Below are 21,347 nucleotides of genomic sequence, written 5' to 3'. Positions count from 1 at the left end.
CTCTACTTCCTGAACACCACTTGCGTTTCCGGACTGACCATCTGCGCCAGCCGTGCAGCTTCCCAGTTGGTCAATCTGACGCAGCCATGGCTTTGCGCGCGGCCGATGGTTTCGGGCGCAGGCGTGCCGTGGATTCCGTAATGCTCCTTGGTTAGATCGATCCAGACCACGCCCACCGGACCGTTCGGTCCCGGCGGGAGTTGTAGGTCCTCCGCACTGTCGGGCACGTCCCAGAACAGGTCGGGATCATAGGCAAAGGGCGGGTTGTACGCGACACCGGTCACCTTCCAGTCCCCCACGGGGAGCGGGTCGTTCCGCGAGCCGGTGGTGACGGTATACATCGCAACCAGCCGACCGTCACTGTCATAGGCCTTCAGCCAGCCTTCGGATTCGTCGACCAATATCCGGGTGACTTCGGGCTGGTCAGTGCCCACGCCCAGTGATCGCAGGGTTTCCAGCCAGTCCTTGTTGTCGATTTCGGATGCAACAATCCGGTCGGCGCCGACATTGGGGACGCGCAATTGCTGACCCGGTCTGTAAGGGGAGCCGGACGGGCTCGGCGAATCGGCATTTGTTGGAGAACCGGCTGGCCGCCCGCCGGGATTAAGTTCGGCGAGTACCTCGGGTGTCGTGTGAAAGCGCTCGGCCAGTTTCTCGGCCATGTTTTCATACCCTAAACGCTTCATCTGCGCCTGTTGCGCAGCGCTTTCGGGCACTTCGGCAAAGGCGACATTTCCCCAATCCTGCGGAATGGTCACCACGCGCGTGGCAGGAATATTATCCCATTGCGCAAGCGCCTGCTGGGTTGCCTCGTCGAATTCGCCTGTGACCGGAAGATCGCGCGATTCCTGGAATCCTGCGATTGCATTGCTCAACGACATGCCTCGCTTCCCGTCGATCACGCCCGGACCGAAGCCAAGCCGCTCCAGCACCACCTGGGCCTGCATGACGGGCCGAGCCTCCGGATCCGGAATGTTGTTAGCCTGCGCCATCCCCGAATCCGGCTCAGAACCGGGATCGCGCGAGGCCATCGCGTCTGCACCGTTGGTGTCTGCGCGCGCCGTAGGCCGGGGCGTTTCTCGGGCATCATCCGCGGCATCATTCGAGCCGCATGCCGCAAGCGTCAGGATCGAGAGGGTGGCGGCGGCGGTCAGCAGGGATGAACGCATGCAAAACCTCGGAGGATGAACCGACAGGCCCCTGAAAGAGGAAGCTCGGCGCTTCCGATGCGCAACTTTGCGCAATCGAAGCGGATGCGTGGGCCAGTGCCGGGATGGATGGGATATGGTGAATGTGGACGAGCGACCGTGTAGGATCGGGGATCCCGAATTTCCCTGATCGAAGTTGGCAAATGGTCTGTGCGCTGGTGTTACAGCAAAGGAATTGCGTCGGTCTGCAACCCTCCTTCAGCCCGGCGTTCGGGCCGCCGGATCGTGACCGCCCTTGCCCCCACGACCAGTTTCGACCACACGCGCCGTTAACAGACCCGGTCTTGCACTGCGGCACACATGATTTTGACGAGGAATGACGATGAAGGGCTACAAAGAACCGGGGTTTCAGGACCGCGCCGCAGCTTCGGCCCGGGCCAAGACCAGCGCTTTGAAGAAGCTGAAGGCCGCCCCCAAGCTTGATCCTGCCGAGGTCGCAGCCCGCGTTGCGCGGCAGCAGGAGCGCGATGCGAAGGCAGCTGCCAAGCGTGCGGAAAAGGAAGAAGCCCGCCTTCGTGAACGCGAAGCGCAGGCCGAGGCAAAGCGTGAGCGCGAAAAACCGGCGCCGCCGCCGAAGTCCGAAGCGGAACTGAAGGCTGCTCGTGATGCGCGCTATGCTGCGCGTAAGAAACGGAAATCCTGATACTCGCAAATGGTCAGGTCGCGCACGGCAAGACCCTTCCGTGAATCAGGGCGACCGACCCGGGACATCCATGGACCGACTGCGCAAAGCCCCCGTTAGGTGCCATTTCGCCGAGGCGCTAAACGGAAATTAACCTTCGACGCCTATCTCCTTGATCGCGCGTGGAGGAAAACAGATGTTCGGTGCAGCAAGCCTATCGATGGTGATCGTCGCACAGAGCATGGCGGCACCCATCGCCCAGAACGTCATCGAAATTCGAGGCAGCGTTCCCGTCGTCTGTGCGCTTTCGAGTGAGAGCTTCGCGCGCGCGCAGGGTATCTTGTCGGCGCGATTGTCGGTATTCTGCAACCAGCGAGAGGGGGCTTCGGTTACCGGAACTCTCCTGGACGGCGATCCCGCAGGCTACCTGATCAGCAACGGTCGCACGACGATTCACGTCGAACTCGGCAGCAGCTTCGAAATAGCGACTTATGCAAATGCCTATGCCGGGCAAGAAACGGTCACGGTCAGCCCTGTGTCGGGAACCAGCGATCAATCGCCCGTCCTCCTTTTTGATATCCGCGCGGAAGCTTAGTCCGGCTGGATCGAGACGGTAATCACGTCTTCGTACGTTCCAGCGCGGGCCAATCCCACTTCGCCGATCCTGACCGCTATTCTCGACTGGTTCCCGCCCGCGGGCGTCGGCTCGCGTCGCGCAGTTCCCGCCGGCGCAGGACCGAGCGGGATCGGCGCGCCATCGAGCGTGAGCTGGTACGGTATGACGTGCGCGTCGCCCAGAACCGAGTGCGCCAGGCGTCCGGCATGTTCCGAAAGGAAATCGACTGTGTAGGGATCGTTCGACACCACGAGCAGCGACAGCGACAATTGTTCGCCCGTTTCAAGCACGTCGAAATCGAGAACGGCCGAACGCCCGTCGCCTGCGCCCCGCGTGACGGAATTATCGAAAAGCATCAGGGTCATCGACGAACGGACCCGTGCGATGAATTCAAGCGATCTTTCGACCGGCAAACCGGCGTCATCCGTTTCGACGAACTCGATCACTGCAGACTGGCTGTACGTTCCGGCCGGGACGATCTGCTGCGCAGGCACGCGGAAGCGGAACGCGAGTTGCTGCGATTGGCCGGATGCGAGCTGAAGCAGCACCGCCTCGGTACGATCGATCGGATCGCCAGCAGGCGTGATGACGCTGTTGGTATTGGTGGGGCCGAGGATCTCGTAGGTGAGGCTGGCGCCCCCTGTATCAAGCAACCGGATCAGCGCGCCTGGAACGCGAAAAGACGCAAGCCCATCGCAAGGTTCGGCCCCGCGATTTTCCAGTATCACGATAAAATCGGTTTCGAACTGCAGCGCCGTGAAGCTGTCATACCCCTGTCCTGATTCACCTTCGAATTGCACCGAACCCGGCGCGGCTATCGAAATTTCGCATGCTGCTGCTCTCGCAGGAATCGCGACCCCGGCCACGAAAGCAAGAAGAAGGTGGAATCCGTTCATTGTTGATCCTCTACCATGATTGCGCCGAGGTCGACAAAGCCCTCGGCCTCCAAGGGTACGGTTACGATCACCGATTGTCCGGTTTCAGTGAACACCATCCTGTAGCTCTCGCCCGGAATCAGTCCGGTAAGCGCAAACCGCCCTTGCCGGTTGGTGAACACCTTCTGCTCGCCGAATTCCACGTCACCGCGCGAGCTTGCCGTGCCGACGGAAAAGCCCAGACGGTTTCCGAACTGATCAAGCAAGACCCCGATGAGCGATGCGCGCCGGTCACTCCCGATCTCGATGGCGTAGCCCGACCGCAGCGGCGGGAAGAATTCCACGATGCCCGTCCCGATGTCATAGCCCGCTGGCAGGTCGATGACGTCGATCGGCAGTCGGTTGAGCGAATAGGCGTTGAGCGTGGGTACCAGCGCAGGACCCAGGCTTCCCGAACGGGCGATGTCGCCCTGAAAATCGTTGCCGGGCGCAACCACGATCTGGCGTCCATCGAGTGTCTCGTGCCCGCCGACAATGGCAAATCCATCCCGCACGGGCCGCCCGATCGCCACTTCACCCCCGGCGAAGGCGATGCTGGTGGCAATATTGGCGCGCAGGCTCCCGATCTCGTCGGCGCGGCCCTCGCTGATGATGTGGGTATAGCCGCCGGTCGCTTCGAAGCGATTGCCGGTGTAGCTGGCGAAGCCATCGATCACCCTCTGCTGCGTATCGGCACCGCTGGTCGCGAGATTGGCGGTGACGGTTCCGATTCCGCCATACTGCGACCTGTAATCGATGTTGGCGTTGTAGCGATTACGGCGCGTATCATAATTGGCGACCGCGCGCGTCTGCCTGCCAAACTGCTTGGCAATGGATATCCGCACCGCGAAGGCTTCGTCGAACGCGGCTGCTTCACGGTAGTCCGCCGTCAGCCGGGCGACGAGGTTGTTTTCGAAGCGATACGCGAAACTTGCCGTCGTCTCAAACCCGCCCCGGCCAGAAAAGGTCGAATTGAAGCCTACATTGCCGGTGAAGTTCAGCCGATCGGGAATGAGAATTTCGGTAAACCTGACACCGGTGCGCAGTCCTCCGCCCCGGCGGGTGAAGACATTGTCGCCGAAACTTTCGGAAGTGTATTCCAGAAAGCCGTCGAGCGTCCTGCCGCGCGCTCTCCAGCCAGCCGGAAGCTGCGGTCGGACAGTGAGCGCGACCGCGCCGCCGGGTGTCGAACCGGTCAGGCTTGCCGCAGCATCCAGAGAGAAATTACCGAGGCCGGTCGCGGCGATGGCCTGCCCGCCCATGATGATCTGGTCATTCTCCAGCTTGAAATTGCCACCCAGCGTCAGGACATCGCTGACGCCCCGGCGATAGAACCCCGAAGCGACCGGCGTGTCGAATTCGTAATCGATCGTGAAAGCGAATCGCTGCGAGCGGAACCCTGCGGCGAACTCCCATTGCGAAATTCCTTCGGCCAGCAGCTGCGAATCGAAGAAGTTGGTGAAATCGAGACTCTGCTTTTCGCCGCGATCATTGACGATCTCGATCCGGACGTCGTTGGCACCCTCGATCAGCTGGAAATTGGCGAGGTCGTAATTGCCGGGCGGCAGCCGCTCCTGCCGCAGGAGCGATCCGTTGACATAGATGTCGACGTTGGCCGTCTCGTTCAGCACGAAGGACTGGCGGCCGGTGGGCCGGGTCGAACGGAACGGCTGAAACACCTCGACATTGCGGAACGCCGAGACGCCGAGCAGATCGACCGAGCCGATGAAGCCGACGGTCGGCGGGATGACATCACCGACCGATACCCGCATCAACTGGTCCGGAAAATCGCGCGTGATCCGGGTCGCAAGGCGCGAATGGAACCGGTCGTCACCGCCACCGGCACGCAGGATGCTGGTGTTCTCGATCACGAAATCGCCCATCCTTACAGCGCCGTCGAGGAACAGCTCTCCCCTTGTCCTGCCGACCAGCAGGCGCGGATCGTCGATCACGCCGAGGCTCACGTTGAGGTAACCCGAAAAATCTTCGGGCTCGCGGCGCGAGGCTGTGGGGGCGGGCTCTTCGCCAAGCGAATTGAACTGGAGTGTGGTCCGCCCGCGCGCGTCGGCGGGTATGGAGAGGACCAGCGCAACGCGGGACTGATCGAACCGCAGCGGCACGCCGAGCCGCTCGGCATCGGCGCGCGAGACGTGTTGCACGCCGGTGAGCTGCTCACTCAGCCGTGCGAACTGATCGGCATCGTAAATCCGCTGGAGGATCGGAAGCAGGCTTTCGGTCGGCACGCGAAAGTTTCCGTCCGTCGCGACCTCGGCCGAAACGGTTCCGAGCGGCGCGTCACCGTCATACACCGGCACCGTCAGCGGAATCGGGTTTACCAACGGTTCCTGCGAAAGCGCAGGTTCTACAAGTCCGCAGGCGAAACTGGCGCTCAGGAACAGTAGCAGCGGAAGGCTACAGTTTCTCACTCTTGTCCTGGCTCGCTGTTTCTGCAGCCTCAATCACGGCATCTTCAATCACGGCTGTGTCAGCCGCGACAGCGCCCGGTTCGTCGGCGATGAAATAGCGCTTCGTCTGGCCCGGGAGCATGAAGGCGGTGCCGATCGCTTCCTTAATTTCCTCTTTGTTCCACGTTGGTCCGCCGGGAATGGCAAGCCCTTCTTCGGACAGCCTTACGAAGCGGGAACCGGCATTCGCGACCGTTACGTCGTAGCCCTGTCGGCCCTTGTCGTCTGTGCCCCGCTCAAACGCGGCTACCTGCACGTCCGGCTTCACGCCCGAAGGGGTGACGTGGGCAGAGATGCCGAAACGGTAGTTCACCCGAATACCGCTCATGCCGGGCCGCAATTCGACCGGCACCTGCGTGACGTAAATGTAATAGCTTTCCGATTGCGTGAGTTCGGCAGCCGGCAGGAACTGCACCCGCAGCGTCTGGGTGGCGCCCGGCGCGATGATCATCTGCGGCGGGAAGATCACGAAATCATCATCCGCCGCGACGGGCACTTCGGCTCCGTCGACCACGGTGCGCTTGATCACGTTGACTTCGAAGGGAAGCTCGATGTCGGTCACGTTGGTGAGTTCGATGACCTGCGAGGAGCCGGTGCTGCTCGGCTGCAGGTAGATAATCAGCGGATTGACCCGCAGGCTCGCGATGGCAGGCTGCGCGGCAAGGCCGATCGCAGCGAGCAAAAATGCGAGAAGTTGCACCAGATATTTCATTTAGCCCCCCCCCGGCGCGCTTTCCATGCACCTGCCCGCCGCCGCCGTCGATAAGCGAAAACCCTGAGCGGATTCTTAAAAAGCAAACGGCGGCCGACATTTCTGTCGACCGCCGTCCTGTCGTCGTCGATCAGGCGTCGGCCTGGAAGGTCAAGGTAAGCGTTTCGACATAGTCGCCTGCAACCGGCGGGGTGCTGCTTGCTCCGACACTGATGTCGAGCTGCGAGGTCCCCTGGAACGCATCACTGGCGAAATCGATCGTCTGACCGGCCGCAAAGTTCTGGCCGTTGAGTTGCGGTGCTGCGCCCGTGCCCAGCTGCTTGATCGCCACGTTATAGTCCAGAATGCCGGTGAAGCCGGCGGGAGCCGAACCGTCACCATTGATCATGGCGCCGTTGGTGGCCTGCGTCGACCAGGTGAAGTTGTCGTTGCAGAAGGTGTTGAACCCGACGCTGAAGAAGCGCTGCGAGGTATCGCCGATGGTTGCCTGTGTCGGATCAAGGGTATTGTTGATCAGGAAGGTCCAGCTGGTGGTCACGTCGTCGCCCGACACCGAGTAAGGGGTGGTCGCACCGGCGTTGCCGCCTGCGAGGCCCGGATTCGGTACCACGGTGCAAATCTGCTGGACTGTGCCGGTGAGGTTGATGGTGGCGACATCGGACGATTCGGCCATGGCAGGCGCGGCCATTGCGGTCGACATCAGGGCGAAAAGAGCAATCTTCTTCATCTTGGTTCTCCAGATAACGCGTTAGCCTCTGCAAACTGCCGAGACTTAAGACCGGAATGGAGGACTGCTTAGATATGCGATGCTTTTCAGCAGGACCGGCATCCGATCCGCCCCCTCCAGCTAAACCTTTTGTTAACTAACTGCCGGTGCGAGTCCAGACGAATTGTCCGAATCGGTGTCTGTTCGTCAGGCTCGTCCCGGTTTCGGACAATCTCGGGAGCAATCGCGAATGCCTGTGCGGCTCGCTCCCGCCCGGCTAGTGAAAAGGCTCCGCTGGCCTGAAGACAGCGGGGCCATCCATCAATATGGACAGAGGGATGGCCCGACTGATCCTCTTCAACAAACCCTTCGGCGTTCTGTCGCAATTCACCGATCGCGGATCGCCGACAGTGCGGGCAACGCTCTCCGATTTCATCGATGTGAAGGGCGTTTATCCGGCCGGGCGGCTCGATCGCGACAGCGAGGGACTGTTGCTGCTGTGCGACGATGGCCGCCTGCAGGCGCGCATTGCCGATCCGCGGTTCAAGCTGCCGAAGACCTATTGGGTCCAAACCGAAGGAATCCCGCAGGAACAGGACCTGGAACGGCTGCGGGCAGGAGTCCGCCTGAAGGACGGCATGACCCTGCCGGCGGTGGTCGACCGCATGGAAGCGCCCGCGCTGTGGCCGCGCGATCCGCCGATCCGCGAGCGCAAATCCGTCCGCGACGGGTGGCTGCGCATAACGATCCGCGAAGGGCGCAACCGGCAGGTGCGCCGGATGACGGCGGCGGTCGGCTTGCCTACCTTGCGGCTGGTGCGCTGGTCGATCGGCGACTGGACCCTGGACGGGATCGCACCGGGGCAGATTAAGGAAACGCCCGCCTAGTCCGGACAATCGAAGGCGAGGCTGCCCTCGTTGAACAATGCGGCGACCAGCTCCAGCGTCGCCGGGGCGCAGTCCGGTGCGACCACGGTCTGCGCGTCGGCACAAACCCTCTGCGCAAGATCGGCTGCATCGTCGCGGCACGCAAAGCAATGCCCGTCCGCAAACAGCAGCACCGATGACGGCGTCTGGCGGATGAAGGCAAACCGGCTGGCGGGGTTGCGGACGAGCGGCGTGCCTGCTGCCAGCCAGCGCCGGATGTCGTCGGCGCTGGCGGGATGCTCCGGCCGCCAGTCGATCTCGGGATGTTTCGGGGCAGTGTTATATTGCCCGAACCACCGGGCAAAGCGCGGCTGGTCCAGCAATACTTCGGCAATCATGCCCTGCATCCGCTCGAGGGCATCCGCGCCGATTTCGCCGGGATTGTCTTGACGCGCCAGACGCGGATCTTCGTAGCGATCGCTGTCCGACAGATCGGGGACCATGTCATCGGCCCAGGCTTCGATCAGTTCGCTACGCGACGGGGCGCGAAAGCCGATAGAATAGGTCATGCAATCATCGCCGACGGCCGTGCCGCGGTGCGCCACACGCGGAGGGACGTAAAGAATATCCCCCGGTTCCAGGATCCACTCCTCGGTCGGCTGGAAATCGGCAAGCAGGCGCAGGCCGTCGTGCGGCATCAAAGCCGTGTCGTCATCGCACAGCGCGCCGATTTCCCAGCGGCGCCGGCCCAGACCCTGCACCAGAAAAACGTCATAATGGTCGAAATGTGCGCCCACACCGCCGCCGTCGACCGCATAGCTCACCATGACATCATCGACCCGCCAGTTCGGGACGAACCGGAACAGATCGAGCAGGGCGGCAACGCTTGCGACATGATGGTCGACTGATTGGACCAGCAACGTCCACGGCGCGCGCGCCTGCTGGGTGAAGCGGCTTTCGGGAAAAGGGCTATGCTCCAGTTCCCATGCCTGCTCCAGGCGGGTGATGATGCGGGACTGGACGCAATCTTCGCACGCAAGGCCGGCCAGTTCGTCCGGCTCGATCGGGTTTGACCAGTGATCGAAAGCATTGCGGATCACCAGCGGCGTTTGCTGCCAGTGATTGCGCAGGAACGCCCCAGCGTCGAAATCCCGCAATGTCATCGTTGCAATCGCCACTTGCTTCCCTTTGCGTGCGGCAAGTCGCGCATGGCCGCCTTCTGCCCGGCCGCGATGTCTGCGCGCCGGAGCCGGCCTTTAGGTGATCGCCGCAAGAATCAACAGGGCTGATCTCCCGCCAAGACCGCTCCTGCGCGATTGGCCTGCCCCAATTCCGAACCATGATAGTGCGGGGAGCTTCATCCGAACGGAAGGTGACGATCAAGCCCACCGGGTCATTCCCGGTGATGAGGACCAATGCCGCCCCGTTTGCTCCTTCTGCTCATCTCCCTGTTCCTGCTGGCCGGGTGCGCGGTTGCGAAACCCGCCGTGCCTGCGATGGGCGCGGTCGTGGCGGAGCCTCGTGACCGCTTCGCCGCAGCCGGGTCGGTTGAAAATGTGCGCATTGCCGATGCATGGTGGACCCGGTTCGACGATCCGCTGCTGACCACCTATGTCGAGCGCGCCGGTCTCTACAGCCCATCGATCCTGCAGGCGGTGGCGCGGACAGAGCAGGCGCGCGCGCAGGCGCGGATCGCCCGCGCCGACCTCTATCCGCAGATCAGCGCCCGCTTCGGCGCATCGCGCCAGCGCCAGAACCTTTCGGGGCTCGGCTTCGGCGAACTGCTGCCGACACCTCCGGGCGGCGGCGGTAGTGACGGGGGCGAAGCGGATGATGTCGCCGGCTTCGTCACAAACAGTCTCTCGGCCAGCGCGAATGTCAGTTGGGAACTCGACCTGTGGGGTAGGATCGGGACGCAAAATGACGCCGCACGCGCCGATTTCCTCGCCAGCCTGGAAAAATCTCCGGGCCGTGCGCCAGTCGATCGCGGAGCAGGTGGCTCGTTCCTATTTCGGGCTGATCGAAGCGCGCCGAAAGGTCGCGGTGTCGGCGGAGCGGGTCGCCGCGCTCGCAGAAATCGCGCAGCAGGTCGGCAACCGCGCCGACATCGGCATCGCGCCGCCGGGGGACAAGGTGCTCGCCTTTGCTAATCTCGATCAGGCGCGGGCCGGGCTGGCGCAGCGGGGTGAGGCGGCGGAGCGTGCGGCGCGCAGCTTCGACGCGCTGATCCGCGCCTGGCCCGATGGCGCGGTGGCCGTCGCCGAAGCCTTGCCGCAAGTCCCGCCGCCGCCGCCCGCGGGCCTTCCCGCCGGATTGCTGGCGCGGCGGCCCGATCTCCGCGCGGCCGGTTTAACCTGTTCGCCACCGGCTTTCGCCAAGAGGCGGCAGAACGCGCGCTGCTGCCTGCGATCAATCTGACCGTATCAGCGGGGACCAGCAGCAACGCGCTGTCTGACCTGCTCGGCGGGGACTTTTTCGTCTGGATCATTGCCAGCGCCATCCTCTAGCCGATCTTTCAGGGCGGGCGGCTGCGCGCGCAGGTGGAAGCGGCAGAGGCGCGGCAGGCCGAGGCCATCGCCGCCTATGTCGAAACGGCGCTGCAGGCGTTGACGGAAGTGGAAACGGCGTTGGCGGTGGACGACGAATTGGCGGCGCGCCAACTGGCACTCCGGTCTGCGGCGGCGGCTGCCGAAGATTCTGTGGCGATCGCCTTCAACCGCTACCGCGCCGGGCTCGAGCCGTTCATCACGGTGCTCCAAAAGCGAGCAGACCGCGCTCGACGCCCGCAGCGCCTATGTCGCGGCCAGCCGTGCGCGGCTCGAAAACCGGATCGATCTGCATCTGGCGCTGGGCGGCGGTTTCGCCGAGGCGGCGGCATCGCCACGAAACGGGCAATCCTGTGCGCAGCAATTTTGATCGTGGCCGGGTGTAGCGGCGGCGAGGAGGCCGAAGGGCAGCAGGCCGAGACCGCCAGAGTAAGCGTCCGCGTCGTGCCCGTAGCCGAAGCGCCGGTGCAATCATGGGTCTATGCGCAGGGGACCGCACGCGCCGCGCAACGCGAATTCCTCACCTTCCAGAACAGCGGCAGGGTCGCCTACGTCGCACCGGGTCTGGAAATCGGGTCGCGCGTGCGCCGGGGTCAAGTGATCGCCTATCTCCAGCGCGATCGCACCGCTGCGGAACTGACCGGTGCGCGCGTCGATCTGGCCAATGCGCGCGCGCAGGTCGACGTGACTCAGGCTGCGCTGATGGAGGCGGCGGCCAGCCTCAAACTGGCGCGGGAGACCTTCGCCCGCTTCGCTGCGCTGCTCGCGGTCGATTCCGCCTCCCAGCAGGAATATGGCGAGGCCGAGGCGCGGCTCGCCCAAGCCCGCGCCGCCTATGCGCGGGCGGAGGCGCAGCTTGCCGCCAACCGCGCGCTGGTGGATGCCGCGCAGGCATAGGTCGATGTGGCCGAGGTGACGGTTTCGGAATCGCGCATCATCGTGCCGATCTCCGGCGTGATCGCGCGGCTCAATATCGAGCAAGGCCGCTATTTCACCCCGCAGCTGGTGCAGACCCAGACCGAGCAGACCGCGCTCGATACCGTGCCGGTGGTGATCATCGATCCTGCCAGCTATGAAATCACTGTCGAGCTGCCCTCCTATACCCGGCGCGAGGTGGATAGCGGGGACGAGGCGCTGATCCGGCGGATCGAGGCACCGGCTCCGGCTCCGTGCGAAATATCGGCGCTGGCGGGCCGCACTGGCAACGCGCCGCCGATCCCGATCGAGCAATTCCGCATCTTCGGGCGCGTGTTCGCGGTCAGCCCGGCGCTCGATCTCGAAACCCGCACCTATGACGCGATAATCGGCATGACAGCCGGCGCGCAGCTGCTGCAGGACGGCGAGTTCGTGTCCACCTGGATACGCGGTGCGCGGGTCGACGGCTTGCCGGTGGTGCCGTTCGATGCGCTGCGGCTCCGGTCAGGCGAACCCTATGTCTTCGTGGTCGACCGCAAGACCGGGCGCGCCGAATTGCGGGACGTGGAGTTGGGCTTGGCCGGGAACGCGGTGCGCGCTGTCCTGAGCGGCGTCCCGGTCGGGGAACTGGTGGTCACCGACGGCAAGAGCGCGCTGTCCGACGGCGATGTGGTGCGCGTGATCGGGCGGGCCCGTTCGGAAGCGCGGGACGGGACGGCGGATGAATGATCGCGTCCCGCCCGGCGATACGCAGGAAACCGAAGAGGTGCGCGGCGCCTCCGGCCTAAAGCGCTTCTTCTTTCTCAAGACGACCTTCGTTATTCTGCTGACCATGCTGCTTACGGTCGGCGGGGCTCTGGCCTATACGCAGCTGGTCAAGGAGGCGCTGCCGGATCTCGAAATTCCGCAGGCGACGGTCATCACCCAGTGGCTGGGCGCCGATCCCGAAACGAGCGAGGAACAGATCACCTCCGAGATCGAGGACGAGATCATCACGCTTTCCGGCGTGAACGCGCCCAGCAGCGCATCCTTCGACAGCTATTCGATCATCATGGTGGAGTTCGAGGCGGATGCCGACGCCTCCGATGCCATGCAGCGCCTGCGGGCGGCGGTCGGCACCGCCGAGGCCGAGCTCCCCGCCGAAGCCGACGCGCCGGAGATCGAGCAGATCTCGGTCGATGACCGTCCAGTGCTCACCACCGTACTCAACGGCGGCGCCAGCACTGCGGTGCTCAGCCGCTTGGGCGAGGAGGTGCAGGAGCGGCTGGAGGCGGTGCAGGGCGTCAACGAAGCCGAACTGGGGGGCAATCGCGAGGAAATCATCCTGATCCTGCTGCAACCCGAACGGTTGCTGGCGCTCGGCCTGTCTTCCACCGAAGTGCAGGACGCGATCCGCACCGCCAATCTCGAACAGCCCTTCGGCGAAATCGACAGCGAGGAAATCGGCGCGATCGTGCGGCTGGAGGGCCAGTTCCGCAGCGTCGAGAATTTACGCTCCCTCCCGGTACGGCGCGCTGGCGGCGACCGTGCCGGCCCGCCGGTGCGCCTGGGCGAAGTCGCCGTGGTCTAGCGCACTCTGGAGGCGGAAGAATCCCGCACCTCCTACAGCGATGCCAGCGCGCCATTCCGCCCCTCGATCGAGGTGTCGGTGCGCAAAACTCCGGGGGCCGACACGGTCTAACTGATCGACGCCGTGCGCGACACGCTGACGGCGATGCAGGACAGCGCCGCCTGGGCGCAAGGCGTGCGCTACGACGTGGTGCAGGACGAAGCCGAGCAGATCCGCGAATTGCTTAGCGACGTGTTCGTCAACGGATTGCAGGCGATGGCGGCGGTGTTCCTGATCCTGTTTCTGGTCCTCACATGGCGCGAGGGGCTGATCGCCGGGCTCGCCATTCCGGTCACGTTCGCCGGCGCACTGATTGTGGTGCTGGTGCTGGGCTATTCGCTCAACGAGCTGGTGATCATCGGCATGGTGCTGGCGCTCGGACTGATCGTGGATGTCTACATCCTGATGATGGAAGGGCTGCACGAACAGATCTACGTGCAGAAGAAGACCTTTGGGCAAGCGGCGCTCGCCACGATTGGCAATTACGCGATGCCCGCCTTTGCGGGGCAACTGACCACGATCCTCGCGATGGCGCCGCTGATGGCGATCGGCGGGGTGGCGGGCAAGTTCATCCGGGTGCTGCCGATCACCGCCATCACTTGCCTCGTCATCGCCTATATCGTGGCGTTGCTGGCTGCGGTGCCACTGTCGCGCTATCTGCTCGGGCCGATTGCACGCCAGCGCGGCGAGCAGAAGACCAAACGCGCTGACGAGCTGACCGAGCAGGCAGCCGGTTGGCTGCACGGCTTCATCTGCACCCGCGCGGTGGACAGCCGCGGTCATGCATGGCGGTGGATCGGCGGCGCTGCGGCGGCGTTCGTCCTGTCGCTGGTCGCCTTCTCGCAAATCCCGACCGTGCTCTACCCCAAGACCGACGGCGAGAAGCTCGGCATCAATATCGAACTGCCCCCGGCAACACAGCTCGACCACACGAACGAGGTGGCCGACGCGGTCGGCGCGATCCTGCGCGACAAGGGCTATTTCGACAGCATCATCGCTGTGCTTCATGTTAATTTTCGGGCTGTTCTCGGCCACGATCATGCAGCTGTTCGTGATTCCTGCGCTGTATCGTCTGCTGACGCGCAAGGATGCGGGCGGTCCAGAAGGGCTCGATTAGCTCTTTGCCGCGCCGGGAAAAGCGATTGGGCTTCGCGTTCGGATCAGGCTTCGTCCGGCCGTTCGACGATCGGACGTAGATTCTGGATCACCCTGCTGGCATCGAAGGTTTGATCGCCAGTGCAATTGCCGCGCTTGAGCACGATTTCGGCGGTTGCCGTGTAGCTGTCGACGGTGTTGATGTCGTACCTGTCGGGAAAGAACGGTGATCCGATCCACGGGTCGTAGAAATGGGTGCCGAACGGCCCATAGAAGTCCCAGTACGGCGTCCACCCGCGATAGAAGCCGCCACCCGGCGCAAAGTCGCGGCGAACGCGATAATCGACCTGTCGTTCGGTATCGCGTGCGACCGGCGTAAAGCAGGTGTAACCTTCCTCTACGGTCAGTTGGGCTGCGCGAAACAGCAGGAAATTCTCGACCTGTTCGCGGTCGGTCACCGCGTTGCCGACAAAGCGGACGCGGTATCGGTTCTCATCGATCCGGGTGCTGGCATAGCCGCCATCATTACCTTGCAGCGGCTGATAGGGTGTGGCGGTGGCGCAGGCAGTAAGGGCCAGCGCACTCAACGCTGCGGCCAGGATTTTCATCCGTGGCGGCTTTGCTGCTGTTGTCGTTTCGTTGGCGGACGGCGATGCGAAATTCATCGGTGCGTGCTCCGGTTGAGGGCGATCAGGCCAGTATTTTCAGCGCAATGCAGCGATTAAATCCTCTTCCATATGCGACAGCCATAAATTGATTTATGAAACTGCATTGTTTCCGTGATTAATGAATTGAAATAGCATTTTACCACGCGAAGCATTCAGATAATCATGCTTTCAAGATACTGTGGAATAAGACAAGAAGGAGCCGGTTGTGAAATCGAGGATTATCATCTTTGCTATGGCGGGCCTTGCCCTCACTTCATGCGGAGAGCCTTACGACGAAGGAGCGGTCGCGACCAATACCGGAACGGTCGTGACGGAGGCCGAGGCTGACATATGGGAGAACCGCATGGACCAGATGGAGGCTCGGGTGGATCGCCTCGAGCGGGAAGCGGATCTCTACGGAACACCTCTTTCGGAGGTGCATGCGGATGCTGCCGAGGCGGCGGCCGATCGGGCGGAGGCTCGCGCCGATACGCTCGAAACGAACACGGACCTTGCGCAATGAGGCCGGAGACCGGGTTTGCCGGTCGAACAAGTCTTGCGATGTGGTGGGAGCGGGCCGACCCGGAGTTATGTGCCGAACACCGCCTACCAGCGCACGAGGCGTGGCACCAGAGTGCGGCCGATACCGGCCATCAGCAGCACGACGCCGCTGTGCCACAGGCCGATATGGACGATGTCGTTATCCGCGCAGTGCAGCGAGAAAGCGAAAATGCCGAGGCTTCCGGCGGCGACGCCGCTGACCAGCCCGGCGTGGTCCGGCGCAGTCGGTGCGCCCTTGCGCAGCCAGCCCACCAGTATGGCGAACACCAGCAGCGAAGAGCCGCCGCCGACCATCAGGCATTCGAGCCCGTGCGCCACGCTGTCCTGCGACAGCATCGCGTTCCCACCTCCGAGGCTGACGATCACCGCCGCGACCGGCAAAAGGGCGACCATCGCCGCCGCCCAGACCCAGCCACCATGCTCATTGCCGACTTGCGGGCGGCTCATCACGATCACGGTCACGGCAGCGGCAATCCCTAGCACCAGAAACAGGCCGGTCGCGATCAGGAAGATCGGATCGAACTGCCCCGCCATCAGATCGGCGCGCATGCCGAAGGCTGCGACAACCGCCAGCGCCGATATGGCAGCGGCGGCCAAGGCGTAGGTCAGCCCACGGGCAAAGCTGAGCGGCTTGACCGGCTGCAGTTCGCCCACGAGGCTGGCAATCAGGGTGTCTGAGGGGTGTGTCATAGCTCAGGCTTTCTCGACCATATGGGCCAGTTTCTTCAGGCCGCGGTGAATATTGACTTTAATGAGGGATTCGCTCTGCCCGGTCGCGTGGGATGCCTCGGCGATGCTCATTCCTTCGATTTTGACCAGTTCGATGGCGCGGGCCTGCGGGTCGGGCAACAGGCCCAGCAGCCGGTCAATGCTGATACGCGCCGCAATCGCAGGTTCCTCATCCTGCCCGGCAAAATCCGTCACCAGCTCGCATTCGTCGGCCCGGTAAAGCCGGCGAAGATGATCGACCCAGCGGTAGCGTGCAATTGCCGCCAGCCACGGCAGGAACGGGCGCGAGGAATCCCAAGTGGCGATCTTGTTGTGCAGCGCCATCAAGGTCTCCTGCACCAGATCATCAAGCTGCGCAGGCGCGATGCGGCGGCTGTAGTAACGGCTCAGCCAGCGCTGGCATTCGGTCAGCAGCGTGGCATAGGCCTGCCGGTCGCCCTTCTGCGACATCACCATCAGCCGGGCGAGCGTGGCTTCATCGGCTCTCATGTGGCGGCTCTCATCTTGAGCAGCGCAGCATCGAGGCTGAGCTTTCCACCGCCGCGAAGAATCAGGATCAGCGCCAGCGCCGTCCATACCGCGTGAACGCTCCACCACGCTTCGGGATAGACGAAGATCTGGATCACCATTGTCATCCCCAGCAAGGCGAGCGCCGAAAACCGCGTGAACAGGCCCAGTACCAGGAGGACCGGGAACACGTGCTCAGACACCGTGGCCGTCACCGCTGCAAAGTCGCTGGGTAGGGGAACGCCGGAATATTCCTCGGTGAACAGATAATATGTGGTGTCGCTGATCGAAAACCAGCTGCCTTCTTCCACCTTGGTGCGCGCCGAACGCCAGAATATCCCGGCCAGCACGATGCGTGTGAACAGCAGCAACAGGTTCTCGATTGCAGCGCCGCCGATCCATCTGGTGGCGCGATCATAGCTGGAAAGAATGGCGTTCACGTTGTTCCTCTACCTGATCGCGATCCGGCAATCACGCTGTGGTGAGCGCGCCGGCATTGATGAGAGCAGCCAGCGATTGCATGATTGCATCCAATTGCGCTGGTTCGTCAGCGGGTGTTTCGGCCATGGACGCGAGAAGGTTACCGATGGTGACCGGATTTTCCGCGGCAGTCAGCACGCCGGCCATCAATGCGCTGGCGGGGGAGATCAAAACATCGGCGTAAGGTCGGGCAATCAAGATCGCATCGGCGGCGGCAAGGCCGGGAACCTCTGCGCTAATCAGGTCGTGCACCAGCGGCGCAAACCGTCCGGCACTAGCCGCAGGGTGGCGGGCCAGCGTGTGTTCAAGCAATGCCTTGGGCGCCATACCGGTCAGTGCATCCAACGAAAGCGGCGCGGCATCGGCGGCGTGATAGGCATTTAGCCAGCACCACTCGAACCGGGCCAGATCGGCAACGCCTGCGCCTTCGCCAGCTTCGAGCAGAAATGCTGCAAATTTTCCGCCAATCTCCGCCAGCGCCGCCGCGGTCACCCCCGGCTGCTGAATGAACAGCCGGGAGTGTGCGTTGAACGGGTCATGGCCAATATGTTCGCGCGTGCGCGGGAACGTCTCTTCCAGCGCCACGAGCCGGGCATGCGAGATGGTGTTGGCGTGAACTGTCATCCCCGCCAGCACCCGATCGGGAGAGCCTGCAAATAGCCCCTCAGGCAAATAGGCCGGGCCGTGATCAATCGCCTGCATCATCGCGCTCTGCCCGCCTTCAAGCCAGCGCATGGGTTGGCTCCGGCACCGTGGCTGTAGCCTGCATGATCGCATCAGCCTTGGCAGCTTCGGCCAGCAACACGTCGAAGGCGGGCACGTCGGTATCCCACTCGATCAGGGTTGGACGCGCTCCGGCCCGCTGCACGAAGCGTTCGAACAGCCGCCATGTTGCGTCCGAGACGGGCGAGCCGTGATCATCGATCAGCAGCGGGCCATGCGCGTGGTCCTCGGAGGCGTGGCCGGCCAGATGCACCTCGCCCACTGGCGCGGGATCGATCGCATCGACCATCGCCTCGGCATCCAGCCCCAGATTGCTGGCGGACACTTCGATATTGTTGATGTCGAGCAGCAGCCCGCAACCGGCGCGGGCGCATAACGCGTGGAGGAACTCCGCCTCGGTCATCTCGTCCTCGGCGAAGGCGAGATAGCGCGAGGGGTTTTCGATCAGAATGGTGCGGCCCAACCGGTCCTGAACGCGGTCGACCTGCGCCGCGAAGTGATCGAGCGCCTCGCGGGTATACGGCACCGGAAGCAGATCGGGATAACGGTTGGACCCGCTGCCGCTCCAGCTCAGATGATCGGACACCATTGCGGGCGCATGGGACTCGCACAGCGCGGCAAGCGCTTCCAGTTCCTGAAAGTTCACGCCGTCGGCGCTGCCCAGCGACAGCCCAACCGAATGGAAACTCAACGGCACCTTTGTGGCAAACGCCGAAAGCCAGCGATGCGGCGGGCCGCCTGCGCCGAAATAGTTCTGCGGATGCACCTCGAACCAGACGGGACATCCGCCCGACAAAGGGGTGCTGGCCGACACTGCCTCAAGCGCCGGCACATAGTGCTGCGGCTTGAGACCCACTCCGACTCGGGGGGGAAGGGGGGAGGTCGGTGCATTCATGTCGGCCAGCATCCAGGTTGCCAGAGGGGGTTAGCCCTGCTGGGGAACCGGCTTGGTGTTGCCCTTCTTCGCGGTCAGCGAACCGCCCATTTTCGCGCATTCGCCCTTACCGACGTACTTCCAGGCATTGCCCTGATAATCGACGGTCGAGGTGCCCGCGCAGCTGGTGCCCGGCCCGGCAGCGCAATCATTCTTGCCCTTGAGTGCTACGCCGTAGCACTTCTCCTTGGCGCCCGCGCTTTGCGCGACAGCGGGCGAGGTTGCGAGCAACGAAGCCGCGGCAAGCGAAGCGGCCGCAAGTCCAATGGTGGTTTTCATGGGGTTATCCTTTCCAATCAGCGTGGGCCTGATCGGCTCACACTGACCTGTTCGGACCCGCTTCCCGTAAGGTTACACCACCATTCGCGCCTTCATGTGGCTGAGGCGGGCGATCGATCATGCCGCCACCGCAGTTTTGCGAAAGGCGTTACGCCCACAGTCGCTGCACCAGTTCGGGGAGCGCTGCCGTATAACGGGCCACGTCCTCCAGCTTGCCCGTGCTGACCCGGGAAAAGCCTTTCCACGGTCCGTAAGCTCCTCTGATGGCGATGCCGCGTGCAGCCATGGCTTCGCGCAGGGCATCGGCATCTGGCACTGCGACGAATACGAAATTGGTCTGCGATGGCAGCGCGGTCAGTCCGGCCTTGGCCACGGCATCGTTGATCATCGCGCGCCCTTCCAGCACCGCGGCGCGCGATTGATCGAGGAACGGCGTGTCGTCATAACTGGCGATCGCCGCGGCTAGCCCGGCAAGATTGCCGCCGAAGCTCATCAGGTGCGACCGGATGCGATCGGCATTGGCTTCGCTGGTGATGGCATAGCCGACTCTGAGGCCCGCCATGCCATAGATCTTCGAGAACGTGCGACACACGATCAGATCGGCCCCGGTGCGGACCAGATCGATCATCGAATTGTCTTCGGGCCGATCGGTCAGCTCATTATAGGCCTCGTCCACCAGCAGGGTCGCTTGCGGTGTCACCTGAGCGGCGAAGCTGCGCAGCGCCTCTGCCGGGATCAGCATTCCGGTGGGATTGTTGGGGTTGCAGATCTGCACCAGAGCCACACCATCTGCGGCCTTGCTCGCAATAGCGGGCAGATCGACGCTCATATCAGCAGTCAGCGGCACGCGGATGGACGTTACGCCCTGCCGCTCGCCATAGAGCACTGTGGTATCCCAAAACAGGTCGGGACACAGGATCGCGCCGTCGTGCCCCCAAGCGAGCGAGATGGCGCACAGGATTTCGGTCGACCCGGCGCCGACCACGACCTGCTCCGGGCTGACGTTGTGCCGTTCGGCGATCATCGCGGTCAATCGCATCAGGCCGCGATCGGCATAGTAGCAGCCCATCTTCGCGGTATCGGAAATCGCCCGCAGCGCGGAGGGTGCCGGGCCATAAGGATTTTCGTTGCGGCTCAGTAGCGCCTCACCGATCTTCGGTCCGAAATCGGGCTCGGCAGCGGCAGTACCAACCGATGCGCCCAGCGCAGACAATGGCATGGCACCAAGCCCGGAAGCCAGACCGGCTCCGGCAAGAAAAGATCGGCGACTGGTGGTCATGGGTAGTTCCTTTTGGCTTGTTGGCGAAAGGTCAGAACTTGGCGATCATCAGTACGCCGACGAAGGTGAGATAAAGGCCGAACACCCGGCGCAGGATGGCTGGCGAAAGCATGTGCGCCGCCGCCACGCCCAGCGGCGCGAACAGCACCGACATGGCGATCAGCACAGCGGCGGCGGGCAGGTGGACATAGCCCAGCGATCCCCAGCCAAGCCCGCTTTCGCCCAGCCCTATGATTACAAACCCGATGGTCGCCGGGATCGCGATCACCGCGCCCATCCCCGCAGCGGTGCCAATGGCGCGGTGGATCGGGGTGCCGCAAACTGTCATCGTGAGGGTCGTCAACGTGCCGCCGCCGATACCGAGCAAGGTCGAAAATGCGCCGAGCGCGCTCGCGATACCCGCGCGCGGCAAGCCTGAAGGCAGGGCGGCAAACAGCGGCTCCCCCTGCCGCGCAGGCAGCAGGAAATACACCGCGAAGGCCATGACCCCGGTGCCGAAGATCAAGGCGAGATGCGCGCCCGATACAAGATCGGCGAAAAGCGTGCCGATGGCAGTGCCCAGCACTACCCAGACCGCCCAGCCTTTCAGCAAGTCAAAATCGACCGATCCGCGCTGCGCATGGCTGCTGGTCGAACGCAGCGAGGTGAAGATGATCGAGGCGAGCGATGTGCCGACCGCAACATGGGCAATCTGATCGGGATCGACACCAAGCACCGGCAGCAGGAACATCAGCGCCGGAACAACCACGAACCCGCCGCCGATGCCGAACAGGCCGCCGGCAAAGCCAGCTGCCGCGCCAGCGATGACCAGCGCCGGGAGCGCAAACGCGAGTGGGGAGAGCAAACTCATCGCATGCGAGAATACGCTCGCGTCCCTGATCTCCAAGCGAATTATCGCACTGCAGGATGGGGTAAATGCCCCATGCAGCGAAGG

The 21,347-nt window shown here is 63.4% G+C and carries 22 protein-coding genes and 2 pseudogenes; 9 read left to right on the top strand and 15 right to left on the bottom strand.

Features of this window, described 5'->3' with window-relative positions:
- Positions 1–2: 2 nt before the first annotated feature.
- Positions 3–1,169: a L,D-transpeptidase family protein gene (locus tag J3454_RS08675; protein ID WP_349513370.1), complete on the bottom strand. Its 1,167-nt coding sequence runs from the start codon at positions 1,167–1,169 to the stop codon at positions 3–5.
- A 361-nt stretch (positions 1,170–1,530) separates the two neighbouring features.
- Between J3454_RS08675 and J3454_RS08670 the strand changes: the two genes are divergently transcribed.
- Positions 1,531–1,851, top strand: coding sequence for a DUF6481 family protein (locus J3454_RS08670; protein ID WP_349513369.1), 321 nt, complete (start codon positions 1,531–1,533; stop codon positions 1,849–1,851).
- A 175-nt stretch (positions 1,852–2,026) separates the two neighbouring features.
- Positions 2,027–2,425: a hypothetical protein gene (locus J3454_RS08665; protein ID WP_349513368.1), complete on the top strand. Its 399-nt coding sequence runs from the start codon at positions 2,027–2,029 to the stop codon at positions 2,423–2,425.
- Here the strand turns inward: J3454_RS08665 and J3454_RS08660 are convergent.
- The 4 genes from J3454_RS08660 to J3454_RS08645 all read right to left on the bottom strand — a co-directional run bounded on the left by J3454_RS08660 (position 2,422) and on the right by J3454_RS08645 (position 7,264).
- Complete coding sequence (locus J3454_RS08660; RefSeq protein ID WP_349513367.1) at positions 2,422–3,342, bottom strand: hypothetical protein; 921 nt, start codon at positions 3,340–3,342, stop codon at positions 2,422–2,424. The two genes, J3454_RS08665 and J3454_RS08660, sit on opposite strands and share 4 nt — an antisense overlap.
- Positions 3,339–5,786: a fimbria/pilus outer membrane usher protein gene (locus tag J3454_RS08655; protein WP_349513366.1), complete on the bottom strand. Its 2,448-nt coding sequence runs from the start codon at positions 5,784–5,786 to the stop codon at positions 3,339–3,341. The genes J3454_RS08660 and J3454_RS08655 overlap by 4 nt, the downstream gene beginning before the upstream one ends.
- Complete coding sequence (locus J3454_RS08650; protein WP_349513365.1) at positions 5,773–6,525, bottom strand: fimbrial biogenesis chaperone; 753 nt, start codon at positions 6,523–6,525, stop codon at positions 5,773–5,775. The genes J3454_RS08655 and J3454_RS08650 overlap by 14 nt, the downstream gene beginning before the upstream one ends.
- A gap of 142 nt (positions 6,526–6,667) precedes the next feature.
- On the bottom strand, positions 6,668–7,264 hold the full coding sequence (locus J3454_RS08645) for a hypothetical protein (RefSeq protein WP_349513364.1): 597 nt from the start codon (positions 7,262–7,264) through the stop codon (positions 6,668–6,670).
- 317 nt (positions 7,265–7,581) lie between these two features.
- Between J3454_RS08645 and J3454_RS08640 the strand changes: the two genes are divergently transcribed.
- The gene (locus tag J3454_RS08640) at positions 7,582–8,130 is read left to right on the top strand and encodes a pseudouridine synthase (protein WP_349513363.1); all 549 of its coding nucleotides are present in this window, start codon (positions 7,582–7,584) and stop codon (positions 8,128–8,130) included.
- Here J3454_RS08640 and J3454_RS08635 read toward each other — a convergent pair.
- The gene (locus J3454_RS08635) at positions 8,127–9,272 is read right to left on the bottom strand and encodes a JmjC domain-containing protein (protein ID WP_349513918.1); all 1,146 of its coding nucleotides are present in this window, start codon (positions 9,270–9,272) and stop codon (positions 8,127–8,129) included. The two genes, J3454_RS08640 and J3454_RS08635, sit on opposite strands and share 4 nt — an antisense overlap.
- A 252-nt stretch (positions 9,273–9,524) precedes the next feature.
- On the opposite strand from J3454_RS08635, the pseudogene J3454_RS16190 reads away from it, so the two are divergent.
- The 5 genes and pseudogenes from J3454_RS16190 to J3454_RS08615 form a co-directional block, all read left to right on the top strand.
- A pseudogene (locus J3454_RS16190) lies at positions 9,525–10,007 on the top strand (TolC family protein); the annotation flags it as partial.
- 22 nt (positions 10,008–10,029) lie between these two features.
- Positions 10,030–10,527, top strand: coding sequence for a TolC family protein (locus J3454_RS08630; protein ID WP_349513362.1), 498 nt, complete (start codon positions 10,030–10,032; stop codon positions 10,525–10,527).
- A 92-nt stretch (positions 10,528–10,619) separates the two neighbouring features.
- Positions 10,620–11,552 (top strand): TolC family protein, encoded by a 933-nt coding sequence (locus J3454_RS08625; RefSeq protein WP_349513917.1) that lies wholly within the window; start codon positions 10,620–10,622, stop codon positions 11,550–11,552.
- A gap of 6 nt (positions 11,553–11,558) precedes the next feature.
- Positions 11,559–12,299, top strand: a complete 741-nt coding sequence (locus J3454_RS08620; RefSeq protein ID WP_349513361.1) for an efflux RND transporter periplasmic adaptor subunit — start codon at positions 11,559–11,561, stop codon at positions 12,297–12,299.
- Positions 12,292–14,409 (top strand): annotated as a pseudogene (locus J3454_RS08615) (efflux RND transporter permease subunit). Before J3454_RS08620 ends, J3454_RS08615 begins: the two are co-directional and overlap by 8 nt.
- Here J3454_RS08615 and J3454_RS08610 read toward each other — a convergent pair.
- The gene (locus J3454_RS08610; protein WP_349513360.1) at positions 14,340–14,882 is read right to left on the bottom strand and encodes a CC0125/CC1285 family lipoprotein; all 543 of its coding nucleotides are present in this window, start codon (positions 14,880–14,882) and stop codon (positions 14,340–14,342) included. The pseudogene J3454_RS08615 and the gene J3454_RS08610 sit on opposite strands and share 70 nt — an antisense overlap.
- Before the next feature lie 265 nt (positions 14,883–15,147).
- On the opposite strand from J3454_RS08610, the gene J3454_RS08605 reads away from it, so the two are divergent.
- Complete coding sequence (locus J3454_RS08605) at positions 15,148–15,444, top strand: hypothetical protein (protein WP_349513359.1); 297 nt, start codon at positions 15,148–15,150, stop codon at positions 15,442–15,444.
- A gap of 83 nt (positions 15,445–15,527) precedes the next feature.
- On the opposite strand, the gene J3454_RS08600 is transcribed toward J3454_RS08605, so the two are convergent.
- From J3454_RS08600 to J3454_RS08565, 8 genes are all read right to left on the bottom strand, one after another.
- Positions 15,528–16,172, bottom strand: a complete 645-nt coding sequence (locus J3454_RS08600) for an NrsF family protein (protein ID WP_349513358.1) — start codon at positions 16,170–16,172, stop codon at positions 15,528–15,530.
- Positions 16,173–16,175: 3 nt separating this feature from the next.
- Entirely contained in the window at positions 16,176–16,700 is a 525-nt protein-coding gene (locus tag J3454_RS08595; protein WP_349513357.1) for a sigma-70 family RNA polymerase sigma factor, read from the bottom strand.
- The gene (locus tag J3454_RS08590; protein WP_349513356.1) at positions 16,697–17,158 is read right to left on the bottom strand and encodes a DoxX family protein; all 462 of its coding nucleotides are present in this window, start codon (positions 17,156–17,158) and stop codon (positions 16,697–16,699) included. The genes J3454_RS08595 and J3454_RS08590 overlap by 4 nt, the downstream gene beginning before the upstream one ends.
- 31 nt (positions 17,159–17,189) lie before the next feature.
- Complete coding sequence (locus J3454_RS08585; RefSeq protein ID WP_349513355.1) at positions 17,190–17,933, bottom strand: HvfC/BufC family peptide modification chaperone; 744 nt, start codon at positions 17,931–17,933, stop codon at positions 17,190–17,192.
- On the bottom strand, positions 17,920–18,816 hold the full coding sequence (gene bufB, locus J3454_RS08580; RefSeq protein WP_349513354.1) for an MNIO family bufferin maturase: 897 nt from the start codon (positions 18,814–18,816) through the stop codon (positions 17,920–17,922). Before bufB ends, J3454_RS08585 begins: the two co-directional genes overlap by 14 nt.
- 30 nt (positions 18,817–18,846) lie before the next feature.
- Positions 18,847–19,134 (bottom strand): BufA1 family periplasmic bufferin-type metallophore, encoded by a 288-nt coding sequence (locus J3454_RS08575; protein ID WP_349513353.1) that lies wholly within the window; start codon positions 19,132–19,134, stop codon positions 18,847–18,849.
- Between the two features lie 148 nt (positions 19,135–19,282).
- Positions 19,283–20,413, bottom strand: coding sequence for a pyridoxal phosphate-dependent aminotransferase (locus J3454_RS08570; protein ID WP_349513352.1), 1,131 nt, complete (start codon positions 20,411–20,413; stop codon positions 19,283–19,285).
- A gap of 31 nt (positions 20,414–20,444) precedes the next feature.
- Complete coding sequence (locus J3454_RS08565; RefSeq protein WP_349513351.1) at positions 20,445–21,263, bottom strand: sulfite exporter TauE/SafE family protein; 819 nt, start codon at positions 21,261–21,263, stop codon at positions 20,445–20,447.
- Between the last annotated feature and the right edge of the window lie 84 nt (positions 21,264–21,347).

This window comes from Erythrobacter sp. NFXS35, from assembly GCF_040148725.1.
GTDB lineage: Bacteria > Pseudomonadota > Alphaproteobacteria > Sphingomonadales > Sphingomonadaceae > Erythrobacter.
This window is presented reverse-complemented; position numbering and strand designations above follow the sequence as displayed.

Excerpts from the sequence above, each read along its gene's own strand:
- J3454_RS08600 (WP_349513358.1), bottom strand. The coding sequence starts at position 16,172 with ATGACACACCCCTCAGACACCCTGATTGCCAGCCTCGTGGGCGAACTG.
- bufB (WP_349513354.1), bottom strand. The coding sequence starts at position 18,816 with ATGAATGCACCGACCTCCCCCCTTCCCCCCCGAGTCGGAGTGGGTCTC.
- J3454_RS08575 (WP_349513353.1), bottom strand. The coding sequence starts at position 19,134 with ATGAAAACCACCATTGGACTTGCGGCCGCTTCGCTTGCCGCGGCTTCG.
- J3454_RS08640 (WP_349513363.1), top strand. The coding sequence starts at position 7,582 with ATGGCCCGACTGATCCTCTTCAACAAACCCTTCGGCGTTCTGTCGCAA.
- J3454_RS08595 (WP_349513357.1), bottom strand. The coding sequence starts at position 16,700 with ATGAGAGCCGATGAAGCCACGCTCGCCCGGCTGATGGTGATGTCGCAG.
- J3454_RS08610 (WP_349513360.1), bottom strand. The coding sequence starts at position 14,882 with ATGAAAATCCTGGCCGCAGCGTTGAGTGCGCTGGCCCTTACTGCCTGC.
- J3454_RS08570 (WP_349513352.1), bottom strand. The coding sequence starts at position 20,413 with ATGACCACCAGTCGCCGATCTTTTCTTGCCGGAGCCGGTCTGGCTTCC.
- J3454_RS08565 (WP_349513351.1), bottom strand. The coding sequence starts at position 21,263 with ATGAGTTTGCTCTCCCCACTCGCGTTTGCGCTCCCGGCGCTGGTCATC.
- J3454_RS08665 (WP_349513368.1), top strand. The coding sequence starts at position 2,027 with ATGTTCGGTGCAGCAAGCCTATCGATGGTGATCGTCGCACAGAGCATG.
- J3454_RS08670 (WP_349513369.1), top strand. The coding sequence starts at position 1,531 with ATGAAGGGCTACAAAGAACCGGGGTTTCAGGACCGCGCCGCAGCTTCG.
- J3454_RS08675 (WP_349513370.1), bottom strand. The coding sequence starts at position 1,169 with ATGCGTTCATCCCTGCTGACCGCCGCCGCCACCCTCTCGATCCTGACG.
- J3454_RS08635 (WP_349513918.1), bottom strand. The coding sequence starts at position 9,272 with ATGACATTGCGGGATTTCGACGCTGGGGCGTTCCTGCGCAATCACTGG.
- J3454_RS08630 (WP_349513362.1), top strand. The coding sequence starts at position 10,030 with ATGACGCCGCACGCGCCGATTTCCTCGCCAGCCTGGAAAAATCTCCGG.
- J3454_RS08660 (WP_349513367.1), bottom strand. The coding sequence starts at position 3,342 with ATGAACGGATTCCACCTTCTTCTTGCTTTCGTGGCCGGGGTCGCGATT.
- J3454_RS08645 (WP_349513364.1), bottom strand. The coding sequence starts at position 7,264 with ATGAAGAAGATTGCTCTTTTCGCCCTGATGTCGACCGCAATGGCCGCG.
- J3454_RS08585 (WP_349513355.1), bottom strand. The coding sequence starts at position 17,933 with ATGCGCTGGCTTGAAGGCGGGCAGAGCGCGATGATGCAGGCGATTGAT.